13 protein-coding genes are annotated in these 15930 nt (G+C 67.5%); 6 read left to right on the plus strand and 7 right to left on the minus strand.

Going from position 1 to position 15930, the window contains the following annotated elements:
- Positions 1-440 precede the first annotated feature (440 nt).
- The 3 genes from DM450_RS03890 to DM450_RS03900 form a co-directional block, all read right to left on the minus strand.
- Positions 441-689 carry a hypothetical protein gene (locus DM450_RS03890; protein ID WP_260610157.1) on the minus strand — a complete coding sequence of 83 codons (249 nt, stop codon included), beginning with the start codon at positions 687-689 and terminating at the stop codon, positions 441-443.
- 47 nt (positions 690-736) lie between these two features.
- Positions 737-1768 (minus strand): hypothetical protein, encoded by a 1032-nt coding sequence (locus DM450_RS03895; RefSeq protein ID WP_142632681.1) that lies wholly within the window; start codon positions 1766-1768, stop codon positions 737-739.
- Between the two features lie 108 nt (positions 1769-1876).
- Entirely contained in the window at positions 1877-3658 is a 1782-nt protein-coding gene (locus DM450_RS03900) for a cation:proton antiporter (protein WP_142632682.1), read from the minus strand.
- A gap of 205 nt (positions 3659-3863) precedes the next feature.
- Between DM450_RS03900 and DM450_RS03905 the strand changes: the two genes are divergently transcribed.
- Both DM450_RS03905 and recN read left to right on the plus strand, forming a co-directional pair.
- The gene (locus DM450_RS03905; protein WP_142632683.1) at positions 3864-4661 is read left to right on the plus strand and encodes an outer membrane protein assembly factor BamD; all 798 of its coding nucleotides are present in this window, start codon (positions 3864-3866) and stop codon (positions 4659-4661) included.
- A gap of 122 nt (positions 4662-4783) precedes the next feature.
- A complete protein-coding gene (recN, locus tag DM450_RS03910; protein ID WP_142632684.1) occupies positions 4784-6481 on the plus strand; it encodes a DNA repair protein RecN in 1698 nt (565 codons plus the stop codon).
- 88 nt (positions 6482-6569) lie between these two features.
- On the opposite strand, the gene DM450_RS03915 is transcribed toward recN, so the two are convergent.
- The 3 genes from DM450_RS03915 to DM450_RS03920 all read right to left on the minus strand — a co-directional run bounded on the left by DM450_RS03915 (position 6570) and on the right by DM450_RS03920 (position 9723).
- On the minus strand, positions 6570-8747 hold the full coding sequence (locus DM450_RS03915; protein ID WP_142632685.1) for a M3 family metallopeptidase: 2178 nt from the start codon (positions 8745-8747) through the stop codon (positions 6570-6572).
- A 331-nt stretch (positions 8748-9078) separates the two neighbouring features.
- Positions 9079-9240 carry a hypothetical protein gene (locus tag DM450_RS25705; protein WP_185928701.1) on the minus strand — a complete coding sequence of 54 codons (162 nt, stop codon included), beginning with the start codon at positions 9238-9240 and terminating at the stop codon, positions 9079-9081.
- Between the two features lie 63 nt (positions 9241-9303).
- Positions 9304-9723: an Rrf2 family transcriptional regulator gene (locus DM450_RS03920; RefSeq protein ID WP_142632686.1), complete on the minus strand. Its 420-nt coding sequence runs from the start codon at positions 9721-9723 to the stop codon at positions 9304-9306.
- 100 nt (positions 9724-9823) lie between these two features.
- Between DM450_RS03920 and DM450_RS03925 the strand changes: the two genes are divergently transcribed.
- From DM450_RS03925 to DM450_RS03935, 3 genes are all read left to right on the plus strand, one after another.
- Positions 9824-10273 (plus strand): globin domain-containing protein, encoded by a 450-nt coding sequence (locus DM450_RS03925; protein WP_142632687.1) that lies wholly within the window; start codon positions 9824-9826, stop codon positions 10271-10273.
- Between the two features lie 208 nt (positions 10274-10481).
- Positions 10482-11837 (plus strand): surface lipoprotein assembly modifier, encoded by a 1356-nt coding sequence (locus tag DM450_RS03930; RefSeq protein WP_260610159.1) that lies wholly within the window; start codon positions 10482-10484, stop codon positions 11835-11837.
- A 53-nt stretch (positions 11838-11890) separates the two neighbouring features.
- Positions 11891-13618, plus strand: coding sequence for a transferrin-binding protein-like solute binding protein (locus tag DM450_RS03935; protein ID WP_185928702.1), 1728 nt, complete (start codon positions 11891-11893; stop codon positions 13616-13618).
- 20 nt (positions 13619-13638) lie between these two features.
- Here the strand turns inward: DM450_RS03935 and DM450_RS03940 are convergent, their stop codons facing one another.
- Positions 13639-14232, minus strand: a complete 594-nt coding sequence (locus tag DM450_RS03940; RefSeq protein WP_142632690.1) for a septal ring lytic transglycosylase RlpA family protein — start codon at positions 14230-14232, stop codon at positions 13639-13641.
- A gap of 153 nt (positions 14233-14385) precedes the next feature.
- Here DM450_RS03940 and DM450_RS03945 point away from each other — a divergent pair, with 153 nt between their 5' ends.
- Complete coding sequence (locus DM450_RS03945) at positions 14386-15930, plus strand: ABC1 kinase family protein (protein WP_142632691.1); 1545 nt, start codon at positions 14386-14388, stop codon at positions 15928-15930.

The following is a 15930-nucleotide window of genomic DNA, read 5'->3' on the forward strand; positions in this document are numbered from 1 at the left end:
GCTCAGACGGCTCCGCCATGTGTTGAATGGACCTGACAGCCAACCGAGAAGATTTTACCGTTCCTTCAAGGACTTTTTTGACCTCGATTTCAAGGGCGTAGGGAAACGTAAAATTTATGAAGCCCTTGCGTTCACGGACTTCGCCCCTGTGTTGACTGACGATACTTCCTACAATCTTTACGTCGTAACACTCCGCATGGGCATTGGCAGTTCCTGCGGCCAGAAGAAACGCCGCCAGCGGCGCGGCGGATGAAAAGCGGACTAGGGATAGCATCTTGGCAACGTACCCGACCTCATGTCCGTTTCGCATCCAAAATCGACATCGCCACCCGCTCAGGCTGGGCCTGTCAAAGCCCCCGGCGGGCGTGGCGCAGCGCCTCCCCATGTTTCGACAAGCTCGGCATGGGCGGGGTGACGGCAACGCACCCCATCCCGGCCGATCAATCGCCTGCTTTGCGGTCGGCATAGGGCTTCATCACTGCGTAGGCCGCATCCATCGCCTCCTGCGGCAGCGTTTCGAGGTAACGCAGCGCTTCCTTGTAGGTGAGGAACGGCTGGTCATCGACCACGACCGGCGTGGTGCGTCCATTGAAGATGCGGCGCAGCAGCCGTTTCTGGGTGCGCCCCAGCGTGCCGGGTTCGACGGGGGCTTCTGCCGGAGTTTCGGCGGGGTTTTCGTCTTCGCTCATCGTATGTTCCGAAAAAGGAGCGCCTCTGGACCAATTGGCCGGGCTTGTTAACGGGTTTCTTGGGAAAGGCGCGCGGCAAGCGCGGCATGGAAGGCGGCGGGATCGTCGACCCGGAAGGCGAGCGCGCGGATCGGCGGGCGTTCCCGCAGCAGGGGTTTTCGCGCGATGGGGCGGGCGAGGCGGACGATCACGTTGGGCCAGGCCAGCAGCGCCATGTTGCGCGTTGTGGCGGCTTTCACTTCCGCGGCGGTGACTTCGGATGCGAGCTGCGCGATCTCGGCAAAGGCGATGCGCTGCTCGGCCAGCACGCCGCTGCGGACCGTCAGGCCGTCCGCGGTCAGCAGGATCGGGCGCAGGCGCAGCGAGCGGATCAGGCCGACGAAATAAAGCAGCGCCACGATGCCCAGTTCCAGCAGCAGGTTGGCCACGCGCGGGCTCCACAGCCGCAGCACCACGTCCATCACGCCGATCTCGATCGCCTGCAGGGCCAGCAGCACGCCCATCATCGGCGCGAGATGGCGGTGGTAGGCAAAGGGCAGGGCGGCCGCAGGTACGTCCGGTTTTGCGCGCCAGCCGGTCAGCGCCAGGCGCAGCACGGTCACTTCGGCCATGGCCAGGCGCCATAGCGGCTCGGGCACGATCTGCATTGCCGCGCGGTGCCAGCGCTCGCCGGGAGCGCCGCCGCGCCATGCTTGCCCCGCGCGCAGCAGCGACCAGCCGGTGTGGAGCAGGACCGTCAGGATCAGCGCCACCCAGATCGCGGGCATCGCGCCAAGCCCCATGCGCACCGCAGGCGGCGCGCCGAGCAGGACCACCAGCGCCGCTGCCGCCAGCCGCGCCAGCACGGCTTGCCGCGAGGGGTGATGATCCGTGCTGCGCGCCATCAGCGAGAGCACCAGCGTATCGGCGGCGATCCACACGAACAGCAGCGCGGCGATGCGGGGGTGGCGCCAGGCAATTTCGCTGTGTCCGGCCAGTTTCGCCAGCGCTATGGCGAGGAGCGGAAACGCCAGCCATGCAAGATTCTGCGCAAGATTCTGCAAGGGCTTGTGTGCGGCTGCGGTCCTCATCGCTGGCATCGGCGTTCTCCTGAAAGTTCAGCGTCCGTTTGAAAAATGCCAAATGGGCATTTTGGGGAGAGGGCCGGAGCCGCTAAATTCGCGTTTCGCGAATTTTCAAACGGACTTTCAGGCCTTCTCCGCCTCGCGCAGTTGCCCCGACCGCAGCGCCGGTTTCTGCGCAAGGCCGCCCTGTTCCATGATCTGCTCGCGGAATTCGTCGCGCATTTCGTGGATCGAGGCGATCACCGGGCCCATCGCCACGCCGATCTCGACCAGCGCCGCCTCGGACAGTTGCAGCGAGCTTTCCAGCGTCTCGGGCACCGCATGGGTGGCGCCGGCGCGGTAGAGCACGCCGGCATGGTCGGTATCGCGGGCGCGGGCGATGATCGGCAGGTGCGGGAAATCGGCGCGCAGCTTGCGGACGATGCGCTGGGCGGAGACCGGCTCGTCCATCGTCACGATCACCGCCGCCGCGCTGGCGACGCCGAGGCGGAGCATGGCATCGCCGCGCGCGGCATCGGCAAAGGCGACGGTATAGCCCCGGCGGCGGCCCTCGGTGATGATGTCGGTATTGCTGTCCACCGCCAGATAGGGGCGGCCATGGCGGGTCAGCATGTCGGCGACGAGATGGCCGACGCGGCCGAAGCCGACGATCAGCGTCGGCGGCTTGTCGGGCGCCTCGACCGGCTGGTGCGGGGCCTCCACGCCTTCCACGCGCCGCGCCATGATCTTGCCGATCTTGGCGAGCGCCGGGGTGACGGTGAGGCCGAGCGCGGTGACGATCTGCCAGAACATCGCGGTGCCGGGCTGGATCAGCTGCGCCGCACCTGCCGCGCTCAGCACGATCAGCGTGGTTTCCGAAGGGCTCGACATCAGGATGCCGGTCTCCGCCGCCGTGCCGCGCCGCGCGCCCATCAGGCGCAGCAGCAGGCTGGTGACGATCGCCTTCAGCACGATCACCCCCGCCGTCGCGATCAGGATCGAGCCGAGGTTCTCCCACACCACCCACAAGTCGATCCGCATGCCCACGGTGATGAGGAACACGCCGAGGGCGAGGCCCTTGAACGGCTCGGTCATCTCCTCGACCTCGGTGTGGTACTCGGTCTCGGCGATCAGCAGCCCGGCGACCAGCGCGCCGACGATGGGCGAGAGGCCGGTCGCCGCCGTCGCCAGCGAGGCGAGGATGACCACCAGCAGGCTGGCGCTGAGGAACAGTTCCGGGCTCTTGGTGCGCGCCGCCTGCGCGAACAGCGGCGGCAGCAGGAAACGTCCCGCCACCAGCAACACTGCGACGACCCCGGTGCCCCAGACGAGGGTGTGGATGAGGCCGTCCATGCCCGCGCCCTTGGCATGGGGCGCCAGCGCGCCGAGCAGGAAGACGATGGGGACAAGGGCGATGTCCTCGAACAGCAGCATCGACAGCGCCGCGCGGCCGACCGGGGTGCCCGTATTGGTGATCTTGAGCACCAGCGCGGTGGAGGACAGCGCCAGCGCGAGGCCCAGCGCCATCGCGCCGGTCAGGCTCTGGCCCAGCGTGGCGAAGACGAAAGTCAGCGAACCGCAGATCAGCAGCAGTTCCAGCGAGCCCAGCCCGAACACGAATCGCCGCATCGCCCAGAGCCTTGCGAACGAGAGTTCGAGGCCGATCGAGAACAGCAGCAGGATGATGCCGAACTCGGCAAAGATCTCCAGCCCGTCGGGATCGGTGATCGTCACCCAGGACAGCCAGGGATGGTCGAACACCAGCCGGCCGAGCCCGAACGGCCCGACCAGCAGGCCGACAAGGATGAACCCGATCACCGGGGTGATGCGGTAGCGGTTGAACACGGGGATGACGATGCCCGCCGCGCCCAGGATGACGAGCGCGTCGGACATGACGGGGGAGGAAAGTGCGTTGGTACCGGCCATTGTCCATTCACTATGGCAGGGCCGCAGGCGCAGACAATGCGGTTGCCCGGATATATTTCCGGCCGCCGGCCCGCTCCCCCGCCCGCTGCCCGCTCGGTCCGCGAAATCCGCTGGTCGCGAATTTCCAGGCGGTCGCTCACGCCAAAGTGTAAAGGCGCGTAACTTCACTTGGCGTTCAGCAAAGCGCTGTCTATAGACCGGCCCCATGTTCGAACGCTCGCGCTTCAAGATCGCTCTCCTTGCCGCCGCTACCGGGGCTCTCGTTCTCACTGCCGGCTGTGCCGGGCGGGGGGGCAAGAACAAGGACACTGCCTATGTCGCGCGCGACGTCGACACGCTCTACGCCGCCGCGCAGGACCGCCTGAACAAGGGCCAGACCCGCGCCGCCGCCGCGCTGTTCGACGAAGTCGAGCGTCAGCATCCCTATTCGCCCTGGGCCCGCCGCGCCCAGCTGATGAGCGCTTTCAGCTATTACGCCTCGCGCGATTACAACAAGGCGATCCAGTCGGCGCAGCGCTTCCTCTCGATCCACCCGGGCAACAAGGACGCGCCTTACGCCTACTACCTCGTGGCGATCTCGTACTACGAGCAGATCAGCGACGTGACGCGCGACCAGAAGACCACCGAACAGGCCAAGCAGGCGCTGACCGACGTGATGCGCCGCTATCCGAACTCGCCTTATGCCTCGGACGCCAAGCTCAAGATCGACCTGGTGAACGATCACCTCGCCGGCAAGGAAATGACCATCGGCCGCTCCTACGAGGACAGCGGCAAGTGGCTGGCGGCAACGCTGCGCTTCCGCAATGTCGTCGACAATTTCCAGACCACCAGCCACACGCCCGAGGCGCTGTTCCGTCTGGTCGAGGGTTACCTCGCCCTCGGCATCCCGGACGAGGCGCAGAAGGCCGCGGCGGTGCTGGAAAACAACTACCCGCAGTCGAAGTGGTACCAGCGCGCCTATCGCCTGATGCGCCGCCACGCGCCGGGTAACCTCGCCGCCTGAGGCGGGATTCCCGCGAACCCGTTGGGCGCCGGTCGCTCCTGGGAGTGGCCGGTGTTTTCGTGTGCGGATGTGCGATAGGGGCGTGACGGGCGAAAATCTTTTCGCTAGAACGCAACGCGAACATGCTGACCCGGCTCGCCATTCGCAACATCGTGCTGATCGAAGCGCTCGACCTTGATTTCGGGCGCGGTCTCGGCGTTCTCACCGGTGAAACGGGGGCGGGCAAGTCGATCCTGCTCGACGCGCTGGGGCTTGTCATCGGCAACCGCGCCGACAGCGGCCTCGTCCGCGCCGGGGAGGACCGCGCCAGCGTCACCGCCAGTTTCGAGTTTGCGGCGCTGCCTGCCGCGGTGCGCGGCCTGCTCGACGAGGCGGACCTCGAGATCGAGCCGGGCGAACCGCTGATCCTCAAGCGCCAGCTCAAGGCCGACGGCGGCAGCCGCGCCTTCCTCAACGACCAGCCGGTCAGCGTTGCCCTGCTGCGCGAGATCGCCCCCGCGCTGGTCGAGATCCACGGCCAGCACGACGATCGCGGCCTCGTGAACCCCAGGGGCCACCGCGCGCTGCTGGACCGGTTCGCCGGCGGTGACGCGGCGGTCGTGGAAACGGCGTGGAAGACCTGGCGCAGCGCCCAGGGCGCGCTCGATGCCGCCCGCGCGCAAGTGGCCAAGGCGGCCGAGGACCAGGACCTGCTGCTGGCCCACCTTGCCGAACTCACCGCGCTGGCCCCGCAGGAGGGCGAGGAAGAGGAACTCGCCCATGCCCGTGCGGACATGCAGAAGGGCGAGAAGCTCACCGACGATCTCACCGCGCTCCAGCACTTGTGGAGCGGGTCCGATTCGGCGCTGGCGAAGCTGCGCACCGGCGCCCGGCGGCTCGACCGGATCGCCGGCGAGCATCCGCTGCTGGGCGATGCGCTTGCCGCGCTCGACCGCGCGGTGATCGAGGCGAGCGAGGCGGAGGACAAGCTCGAACGCGCGGCGGAGGCACTGGCGTTCGATCCCAACGAACTCGACCGGATCGAGACCCGGCTGTTCGATCTGCGCGCCGCGGCCCGCAAGCAGCTCTGCGCGGTGGACGAATTGCCCGCCAGGATGCGCGAGATGCGCGAGGCGCTCGACGCCATCGAGGGCGGCGAGGAGCATCTGGCCGGGCTCGAGGCGGCGGCGCAGAAGGCGGCGCTGGCGTACCGCAAGCACGCCGAGGCGCTGCACGACGTGCGCCGAGCGGCGGCGAAGCGGCTCGACAAGGCGGTCGCCGCCGAACTCGCCCCGCTCAAGCTCGATGCCGCGCGGTTCCAGACTTCGGTGGTCAAGCTGGGCGAGGACCGCTGGGGCGCGCACGGCATGGACGCGGTGGAATTCCTCATCAGCACCAACCCCGGGGCGGACTTCGCCCCGCTCGCCAAGATCGCCTCGGGCGGCGAGCTTTCGCGCTTCATCCTCGCGCTCAAGGTGGCGCTGGCCGAAGAAGGCGGCGCCGCCACGGTGATCTTCGACGAGATCGACCGCGGTGTCGGCGGCGCGGTGGCCGATGCCATCGGCGAGCGTCTGGCACGCCTGGCGAACGGCGGCGGGGCCGGCCGGGATGGCGAAGGGCAGGGCGGGCAGCTGCTGGCGGTCACCCACAGCCCGCAAGTCGCGGCGCGCGGTGACCGGCATTTCATGATCGCCAAGTCCTCGCAAGGCACGGTGACGCGTACGTCGGTGACCCCGCTCAGCGATGCCGAGCGGCAGGAAGAGATCGCCCGCATGCTCTCGGGCGCGGAAGTGACCGAGGAAGCGCGCGCGCAGGCAAACCGGCTGCTCGAACGCGCCTAGGGCGTTTCCCAATCAGGCGGGATCACCTGACGATTCGGAAAACCGCATGAAAAAACGGGCAGGTTCCGGCCTGGCCGTTTGTTCGTTCCTACTTCTGGCCGGCGGTCAGGCCGCGGGCTTCGAGCATCGGCTCGACGCTCGGGTCGTGGCCGGTGAAGTCGCGGTACATCACCGCAAAGTCCTTCGAGTGGCCCTGGCCAAGGAAGCTGGCGCGGATGTGGTCGCCATTGGCGCGGGTCATGCCGCCGTTCTTCACCACCCAGGCCCAGCCGTCGTGCGCCAGCACTTCGGTCCAGATGTAGGCGTAGTAGCCCGCCGCATAGCCGTTGTCCCAGATATGGCGGAAGTACGGGGTCTTGTAGCGCGGCGGGATGAGGTCGGTGCGCAGGCCGGTTTCGGCCAGCGCCTTGGCCTCGAAGGCCATCGGCGGCTGCGCGGCCTCCTCGGGCGTCAGCGTATGCCACGACATGTCGAGCATCGCCGAAGTCAGCGTCTCGCCCAGCGCCACGCTCTGGTTGAACTTGCCCGCCGCCTCGATCTTGTCGAGCAGGCCGTCCGGCAGCGGTGCGCCGGTCTGGTAGTGCCTGGCATAGTGCTGCAGCACTTGCGGCACGGTGGCGAAGTTCTCGTTGAACTGGCTGGGGAACTCCACGAAGTCGCGCGCGGTGCTGGTGCCCGAGAGCGAGGGGTACTTCTGGCTGGCGAAGAAGCCGTGGAGGGCGTGGCCGAATTCGTGGAACATCGTCGTCACGTTGTCCCAGCTGGCGAGCGGCGGCTGGCCGTCGGCAGGCGGGTCGATGTTCAGCGTGTTGACGATGACCGGCTTGTTGCCGGTGAGGTAGGACTGGTCGACGAAGTTGTTCATCCAGGCGCCGCCCTTCTTGTTGGGGCGCGAGAACGGGTCATAGTAGAACAGCGCCAGCGACGAGCCGTCCTTGTCGAACACTTCGTAGACACGCATCGAGGGGTGGTAGCCCGAAAGGTCGGTGCGGCGCTTGAAGGTGATGCCGTACGTCTGCGTGGCGGCGTAGAAAACGCCGTTTTCCAGCACGTTCCACACTTCGAAGTACGGCTTGATGGCGCTTTCGTCGAGGTCGTACTTCGCCTTGCGCACCTTCTCGGCGTAGTAGCTCCAGTCCCAGGGCTGGAGATCGCCGGTCACGCCGTCGGCCCTGGCGGCCGCGGTGAGCAGCGCCGCCTCGCTGTCCTGGCGGGCGCGCAGGGCGGGGACAAAGCCCTTCATGAAGTCCATCGCCTGCTTTGGCGAGGTGACCATGCTGCTGTACATCTGCAGCGTGGCGAAGTCGGGCTTGCCGAGCAGCCGGGCCTTCTTGGCGCGCGCCACCGCCAGCTGGCTGACGATGCCGGTGGTGTCGAACTGGTCGCCCGAGCTGGTACGGGTCACGCTGGCCTCGAACAGCTTCTTGCGCGCATCGCGGTTCTGAAGCTCGGTCAGCGCCGGCTGCTGGGTGAAGTTGAGCAGCGGGATCACGTACTTGCCGGGCTTGCCCAGATCGGCGGCACGCTTGGCGGCCGCGGCGATGGCGTCCGCGCTCATGCCCTTGAGTTCGGCGGCACTGTCAAACACCGCCGCATGGGCGGCGGTGCCGTTGGTCAGCGTCTGCGAGAACTTGGTCTCCAGCGTCGCGATTTCGAGGTTGAGCTCCTTGAGCTGCGCCTTCTGCGCGGGCGCCAGCAGCGCGCCGCGATTGACGAAGCGCGCGTACGTGGTGGACAGCAGCATCGCGTCCTCGCCCTTCAGCGCCTTGCCGGCGGCGCTGTCGTGCACCGCCTTGACGCGGGCGAACAGGGCGTCGTTGAGGTAGATGTCGTCGTTGAGCGCGGAAATCTGCGGGCTCAGCGCGGTTTCGGCGGCGTCCAGCGTGTCATTGGTATTGGCCGAGGTGAGCTGGCCGAACACGTTGGAGACGCGGTCGTACATGCCGCCGGCGCGTTCCATGGCAACGACGGTGTTCTGGAAGCTGGGCTTGGCCTTGCTACCGGCGATCGCGGCGATCTCGGCGCGCTTCTGGGCAATCGCGGCCTCGATGGCGGGCTGCCAGTCGCTGTCCTTGTACTGGGCGAAGTCCGGGGCGTGGAAGGGCAGGGTGCTCGGCTGCGCGAAGGGGCCGCTGTAGGCGGGGGCGGCAGCGGCGGCAGCATCCTTGGCCGGAGCATCCTTGGCAAGGGCAGTCATGGGCATGCCTCCAAGCAGGCCGGCGCCGAGTACGAGCGGGGCGGCGGCGGCCATAAGCCGGGTCTTCATCGATCAGTTCTCCTGACGGCGGCACCGGGCGGGGCGCGAGGGATCGCGCCGGGGGTGCGGGGTGCCGCGATTGGTCGGTGAACGGGTTGAAGCGCAGAAAACCGGGGCTTGCAAGCGCTTGCCGGGGTGGGCGCGCGTGATTGCGCAACATGCCATTCGGGCTTTTGCATATGCCAAGCATGGCAACGCCGGAGCGCAAGCTTGTTGCGCTCCGGCGCGTCGACGGTCACCCGTTCCTGTCATCAAGGCCCTGAAGCCAGGCGCCTTCATTCAGGACTTGCGCCGCCGCCGGGGGATCTCGGCCAGGTCGGTGCCTTGTGCGGGTGCGCCGTCAGTTCGGCCGGAAGCGACCGTTCGACCAGATCCGCATCGGGGCCTGTTCACCCTCGGTGCTCTGGCGCAGGCGGTCTTCACGCTGGCGGTCGAAAATGAGCGAGCCCGTACGCCGCGCAAAATGGCTGCGGCGAAACGGAATCTCGGCACCGATATTCATGGCATTCTCTCCTCTTTATCGTGAAACGCACGGGGATGCCGAAGGTTCCCGGTGAGGATTATTTCATGCGCGCGGCGTTAGCATGAACGGCAGGCGGGTGCCCGCGGCGGCATCGGCCAGCGTGTGGCGATCCAGTTCGGCGAGAAAAGCGCCGACCGCCTGACGCAGCAGGCCGGTCAGCCCGCAGGCCGCCTGCAGCAGGCAGTTGCCGCAATCGGCCGGCTGCAGATGGGGTTCGGTCAGCCGCACCACTTCGCCCAGCGTGATGTCCCCCGCCGCGCGGCCGAGGCGAAAGCCGCCGCCGCGCCCGCGCACCGTCTCCAGGAGGCCGGCATTGCCCAGCACATTCACCACTTTCATCGCATGGTTGCGCGAGATCGCATGGGCCTGCGCCACCTGGGCGATCGACAGCAGCTGCTCGGGATCCATCGCGGCATGGAGCAGGATGCGCAGGGCGTAGTCGGTATGCGCGGTGAGGCGCACGGGCTTCTCCTTAAATGATGCCCCCTATTTACATCTTTCTGCCGCCACGTATAGATGCATCCAGTTTGCATCTTTTAGCAGGACAAGGACGAGTCGGACCATGGCAGCTCCTCTCAGCGAAACCACGATCGCCACGATCAAGGCCACCGCGCCCGCGCTCCAGGAGCACGGCGTGACGATCACCACCCGCATGTACGAGCGATTGTTCCAGAACGAGGGCGTGCGCGCGATGTTCGACCAGGCCGCGCAGGAATCGGGCGAGCAGCCGCGCCGTCTCGCCGCCGCGATCCTTGGTTATGCGCAGAACGTCGACAAGCTGCAGAACCTTACCGGCGCGGTTGCCCGCATGGTCCAGCGCCATGTCGACACCGGCGTCAGGGCCGAGCACTATCCGCTGGTGGCCGAGGCGCTGCTGCCCGCGATCCGCGACGTGCTGGGCGAGGCGGCGAGCGACGAGGTGCTGGCCGCCTGGAGCGAGGCCTACTGGTTCCTGGCCGATATCCTGATCGGCAAGGAAGCCGAGCTTTATGCGGAGCAGGCAGCCCCATAACCGGGCGTGTAACCGGGGGCGTAACCGGGGCGCGTAACCGGGCGCGTTACCTGCCTCGGCGGAATGTAACGGTGACAATTGCTGTTGGCACCGCTGTATCCGGGGCCATTTTCCTGCATACATATGGACAAGTACTTGGTTTTTATCGTAATGCCCTGACAAACAGGGGTGCGATATTTCCATTCGACATTGGCTGGTTGCGGCGGTCTTGGCGGGCCTCGCAACCGGCGCGTGTGCGCAGGATCCGGGTGACGGGGCGGCAGCACCTGCCGATACCGGACCCGCGCGTGCCGCAGGGCTGGCGACCGGCCCGCAAGCCGCCACCGGAAACTTTTCCGCCGCGCAAGTCTTTGCGCTGGCTGACGAGGCGCGCGCGCGTGGGGACTTCGCCACGGCCGAGGCCGCCTACCGCGCGCTGACCCAGGACCCCGACCTCGAAATCCGCACCGAGGCGCGTTTCCGCCTGGCCATGATGCTGGGCGACCAGCAGCGCCGCTACGGCGACGCCGCGCTCGAACTCCGGCGGATTCTCGACGACAAGCCGGGCGCGGCGCGCGTGCGTCTCGAACTGGCGCGCATGCAGGCGCAGATGGGCAACCTGGCTGCCGCCCGCCGCGAACTGCGCGCCGCCTCGGCCTCGGGCCTGCCGCCCGAAGTCGAGCAGCTGGTCCGCTTCTACAGCCGCGCGCTCACCGCGAACAAGCCGTTTGGCGGCTCGGTCGAGTTTGCGCTGGCGCCCGACAGCAACATCAACCGCGCGACCCGGGGCGACAAGCTGGGCACCGTGATCGGCGATTTCACGCTCGACGAGGATGCCCAGGCCAGGTCCGGGCTCGGCGTCAACTTGCGCGGGCAGGGCTATGTCCGGCTGGGGCTGACCCGGGGCGCCGAACTGATGACGCGGCTGTCGACCAGCGCGACGCTCTACCGGCAAAGCCGCTTCGACGACATCTCGCTGGCGCTGCAGAGCGGGCCGCAGTTCACCTCGGGCCGCGATCTGGTGACGCTGTCGGCCGGGCCGACCTGGCGCTGGTACGGGCTCGATCCCTATTCGCTGGGCCTGGGCGGCACGGCGGCGATCCAGCACCCGATGGGCAAGCGCGGGCAACTGCGGGTCGAGGGCGGGGCCAGCCATGTCGACAACCGCCGCAATCCCTTGCAGACCGGCTGGGACTACACGCTCTCGGTCAGCCTCGACCGCGCCTTCTCGGCGCGGCTCGGCGGCGGCCTGCAGGTCTACGGGTTCCGCGAGGCGGTGCGCGATCCGGGCTACTCGCTGGCGAGCGGCGGCGTCTCGGCCTACCTGTTCCGCGAACTGGGCCGCACGACGCTGGTCGGCACCCTGGGCTACAGCCGGCTGGAAGCGGACGAGCGGCTGTTCCTCTATCCGAAACGGCGGATGGAGGATCGCTACTCGGCCAGCATCGCGGCGACCTTGCGCGCGCTCCACGTCGGCACTTTCGCGCCGCTGGTGCGCCTGCGCTGGGAGCGCAACCGCTCGACCATCGAAATCTACGACTACCGCCGCGTGGCTGCCGAATTCGGCATCACTTCGGCATTCTGATCGCAACAGGGGAAGAGTTCATGACGAGGGTGCGACCTCTTAAGCTTGCCACGATGACTTCGCTGACGACGCTGAGCCTGATGCTGGCCGCCTGCGGTGGCGGCGGCGGCGACGTCAACAGCACGCCGGCGCCCACTCCGGCGCCGACACCTACGCCCACTCCGGCGCCTACGCCCACGAACGAAGATCTCGTCGCTCCGCTTGTCAGCGAGAGTTTTACAAACAACGCGGCCACCGGCACTGGCAGCTATCCGTTGAACGGCGATGCACCGAAAGTGACGGCTGCTAAAGCCAGCCTCACTTTCGGGTATGACGCGAAGACCGGGGGGTATACGGTATCGACGGCGGGGAGATCACAGACTTTCACGAATGCGGATATCGATAACCAGAACGCCGATCAGGTTACCTACTCGCGCAAGAAGGGGGACACCCAAGACAGCCTTCTGCTGACGAAGCCCGGTACCTCGGGTGCCCTGAATTACCAATATGTCGGCTCCGGCTTCTGGGAGCGGACCCGACAGGACAGCAGCAAGGTCGACGGCACGATCGACGCTTTCACTTATGGCGTCGAAACCCCGGATGCGAACCTTCCGCGCAGTGGGGCCGGGACTTACGATGTCGTTCTATTGGGATCGGCGGGACTTACCTCCTACGCCGGGGCAGGCAATCTCTCGGTCGACTTCGGTTCCGGGCAGATGCTGGTCGATGTCGGGGTTAGCGAGAACTGGTCTGATGGCTCGTCCTGGTTCTATCCTTCAGCCTTCCGGGGATCCGGGGCAATGGCGTCGGGCAATGCGTTTAGCGGCAATTTCTCGCTTGCCACGACGACGGGCTTTAGCGGTACCTTCGATGGGCGCTTCTACGGACCCGAGAGCGAAGAAGTCGGCGCTGCCTTTTATGGTAAAGGCACGTCCGGAAATGGTGGGATTGTCGGGACCGTGATGGGGCGCAAGGGAACCACCGGGGTCAACACCAATCTCGTCAACCTGAACGTCAGTCAGGATTTTGTCCTCTATGCTGCGCAAATGTGGGTCCACGAGTCCACTGCCGATGGTACGTTGATGGGATATTCGTGGCCGGCTCGCGATGGTGCCGACCTGCGATACGAGGCGGATGGGCCTAGCTGGAGCTACTCCGATTCCTACGATCGTACGGTGCGCTTTCTGGCGAGCCAGGCGGCCACAAGTGCGGACGGACGCTTCACGACTTACGACAATGGCGCAGGTGCGTCTCTCAATCTCTATCGGGTCGGCTCGGCCAACCCCGAAATCAAGCTCACCTATGCGTCGTTCGGCTACTACCAACAAGCGAACCCCGATGGTGCCGTAAACGGATGGGGAACCTATCGAGAGTATTTCCACTTTGGGGTGCCCACCGTGTCGTTCCCGTCATCCGGCAGGGCGACGTACACGGCCACGCTTATCGGCATTGGCGCCAACACCACCGATGGGTTCGATCTGGGTGGCACTGCCCACATGTCGGTCGACTTTGGCAATGCTGCCTCCCCGGTCGGAACGCTGGACATCAGCGGCGTCAACCGCGCCAACGGTCGCATCGTCGATTTCGGAAGTTACGGCTTCTCGGCGACCCAGTTCGGGGCGAAGTTTACGGGTAACATCGAGTTTGATCGCTTCCGTGGCTCGGCCTGGCTCGACGGTTCATTTTACGGACCCGATGCTGCCGAGATGGCGGCGATGTTCGGCGGCGTGCAGGGGGTCGATCCCAATCATCCGCTCGACCCGGTCTATATGGCGGGGGCGTTCGGCGGCAAGCGCGACTGACGGGCATGGCTGATCCCGGTTCAGCGCGTGCCCACGCCGGGGCCGACACCCCGTTCGAACTGCGATTGCAGGTTCGCCAGTGTCTGCGGGCTGATCGGGGGTAGTTCCTGCGCCGCCTTGCCCTTGCGCAGGGCGGCGCGGTCCTTTTCGGGGGGCTCGACCAGGCGCACGCGCACGGCGGCCTTGCCCTTGCCGCGCACGCCGAGCGCCTCCGCCGCCCCGCGCGAGAGGTCGATCACGCGCGCGCTTTCGCCGAAAGGGCCGCGGTCGTTGATGCGCACCAGGATGCGGCGGCCGGTGTCGAGCGCGGTGACTTCGACATAACTCGGCAGCGGCAGGGTCTTGTGGGCGCCGGTGATCCAGCCCGGGCGGAAGCGTTCGCCATTGGCGGCGCGGTTGCCGGACTCGCTGCCGTACCAGGTCGCATAGCCGAGCACGTCGTAGCCCGGCTGGCGGGCGGGGGTGTAGGTGACGCCGCGCACCGTGTAGGGCGGGCCGACCCGCACCGGGGTGTCGCTGACCGGGCGGTAGCGGGCGCCGCCGCAGGCCGCCAGCGCCGAAATCAGGACTATCGCGAGGAGGGGCCTCAGCGCCCCGGTTAAACTGCCGCTCATGCGCGGGTTCCTAACCCCGCGCGGGGGGCGCTGTCCAATCGGCGTCCAATCGCTGTCCAATCGGCTGGGCGCCGGGGGAGGGCGGGCAGGCGGAGCGGGAGGCGGAACCGGGCGGGGCGGCCGCAGGTTGTCCACCGCGAAAAGGAGCGACGCATGTTCAAGTCGATAGCCGTGGCCGCGCGTGATCGGGGGCGGATGGCCGAAGTCTCGGCGGTGATCGTCCGGTTCGGCCTTGAGGCGCTGGCGATGCGGCTGGGTCTGGGGCCGGGACTGGGTCTGGGTCTGGGGCCGGGGCGGGGCGGCGGGGCCGCCGACGAGGGCGTGGAAGCGCGCGACCTGCCGGCCCGCACGCGCGCGGCGCTGGAGGCGCTCGGCCCGACTTACGTGAAGCTCGGCCAGATCCTCGCCACCCGGCGCGACTTGCTGCCCGATCCGTGGATCGCGGCTTTCGAGCAGCTCCAGAGCGATGCACCGCGCATTCCTTTCGCGATGCTGCGCGGCGACGTCGAGGCCGCGCTGGGCGGGCCGCCGGAAAGCGTCTTTGCGCATTTCGATCCTGAACCGCTGGCCGCCGCCTCGATCGCGCAGGTCCACCGCGCGCGGCTGGAGGATGGCACCGAGGTGGTCGTGAAGATCCGCCGCCCCGGCATTCGCGCGCGCATGGAGGCGGACCTGCGGCTGATGCGCCATCTTGCCGCCATCGCCGAGGCGCGCAGCGCGGCGGTGCGCCGGATGCGGCCCGCCGCGATGATCGAAGAGCTTGGCCGCGAAATCCTCGCCGAACTCGATTTTACGGGTGAGGGGCGCAATGCCGACCTGCTGCGCGCCGATCTTGCCGCGCTGGAGCGGGTCACGGTGCCGCGCATCCACTGGCAATGGACCGGCGAGCAGGTGCTGGTGATGGACTATGTCGAGGGTGTGCCGCCCCGCGATCCGGCGGCGCTCAGGGCGGCGGGCATCGACCCCGCGCGCATCGCCGCGCTCGGCGCGCAGCTGGTGCTGGAGATGGTGCTGGTGAGCGGCCGGTTCCATGCCGATCCGCATCCGGGGAACCTCTTATGCCTGCCCGGAGACGGGCTGGCGCTGCTCGATCTCGGTTCGGTGGGCTATGTCAGCCCGCGCCGCCAGCACGAGTTCCTGACCTTCATCCTTGCCTTGCGCAGCGGCGACCCCGGCGGCGTGGCGGACATGCTGGCGGCCTGGTCGCAGAGCGGCGAGGTCCCGCGTGAAAGGCTGCTTGCCGCTTCCGAGCGCCTCGTGGCGCGCCACGGCACGGGATCGCTGGTGCTCAGCGCGATGGTCGCGGACTTCTTCCCGCTGCTGCGGCAGCAGGGGCTGGTGCTGCCGCCCGACCTCGTGCTGATCTTCAAGGCGATGGTGACGATGGACGGGGTCTTGTCGGGCATCGCGCCGGACTTCGACTTGTCCGAGGCGCTGGAGCGGATGCGCGGCAAGCTCGTCGCCTCGCGCCTGCAGCGCCTTGCCGCGCCGGACAGGCTGGAGGCGGCATTGCTCGAACTTTCGCGCGTGGCGGAAGAAGTGCCGCGTTTCCTGCGCGCGGCCTCGGCGCGGCTGGAAGCCTCGCCGCAGCCTGCCCGGGATGAGGGCACGGCGGGGGCCGTGAAGCTGGCCGGATGGCTGGTCGGCGGCGCCGTGGTACTCCACGCCGCCGCCGACCTGCTGATCCACTGGACCTGA

It is taken from the genome of Sphingomonas sp. IC081, assembly GCF_006874585.1.
GTDB lineage: Bacteria > Pseudomonadota > Alphaproteobacteria > Sphingomonadales > Sphingomonadaceae > Novosphingobium.

Bases quoted from the DNA above. Each gene is read 5' to 3' on its own strand.
- DM450_RS03890 (WP_260610157.1), bottom strand. From the start codon at position 689: ATGAGCGAAGACGAAAACCCCGCCGAAACTCCGGCAGAAGCCCCCGTC.
- DM450_RS03895 (WP_142632681.1), bottom strand. From the start codon at position 1,768: ATGCCAGCGATGAGGACCGCAGCCGCACACAAGCCCTTGCAGAATCTT.
- DM450_RS03900 (WP_142632682.1), bottom strand. From the start codon at position 3,658: ATGGCCGGTACCAACGCACTTTCCTCCCCCGTCATGTCCGACGCGCTC.
- DM450_RS03905 (WP_142632683.1), top strand. From the start codon at position 3,864: ATGTTCGAACGCTCGCGCTTCAAGATCGCTCTCCTTGCCGCCGCTACC.
- recN (WP_142632684.1), top strand. From the start codon at position 4,784: ATGCTGACCCGGCTCGCCATTCGCAACATCGTGCTGATCGAAGCGCTC.
- DM450_RS03915 (WP_142632685.1), bottom strand. From the start codon at position 8,747: ATGAAGACCCGGCTTATGGCCGCCGCCGCCCCGCTCGTACTCGGCGCC.
- DM450_RS25705 (WP_185928701.1), bottom strand. From the start codon at position 9,240: ATGAATATCGGTGCCGAGATTCCGTTTCGCCGCAGCCATTTTGCGCGG.
- DM450_RS03925 (WP_142632687.1), top strand. From the start codon at position 9,824: ATGGCAGCTCCTCTCAGCGAAACCACGATCGCCACGATCAAGGCCACC.
- DM450_RS03935 (WP_185928702.1), top strand. From the start codon at position 11,891: ATGACTTCGCTGACGACGCTGAGCCTGATGCTGGCCGCCTGCGGTGGC.
- DM450_RS03940 (WP_142632690.1), bottom strand. From the start codon at position 14,232: ATGAGCGGCAGTTTAACCGGGGCGCTGAGGCCCCTCCTCGCGATAGTC.
- DM450_RS03945 (WP_142632691.1), top strand. From the start codon at position 14,386: ATGTTCAAGTCGATAGCCGTGGCCGCGCGTGATCGGGGGCGGATGGCC.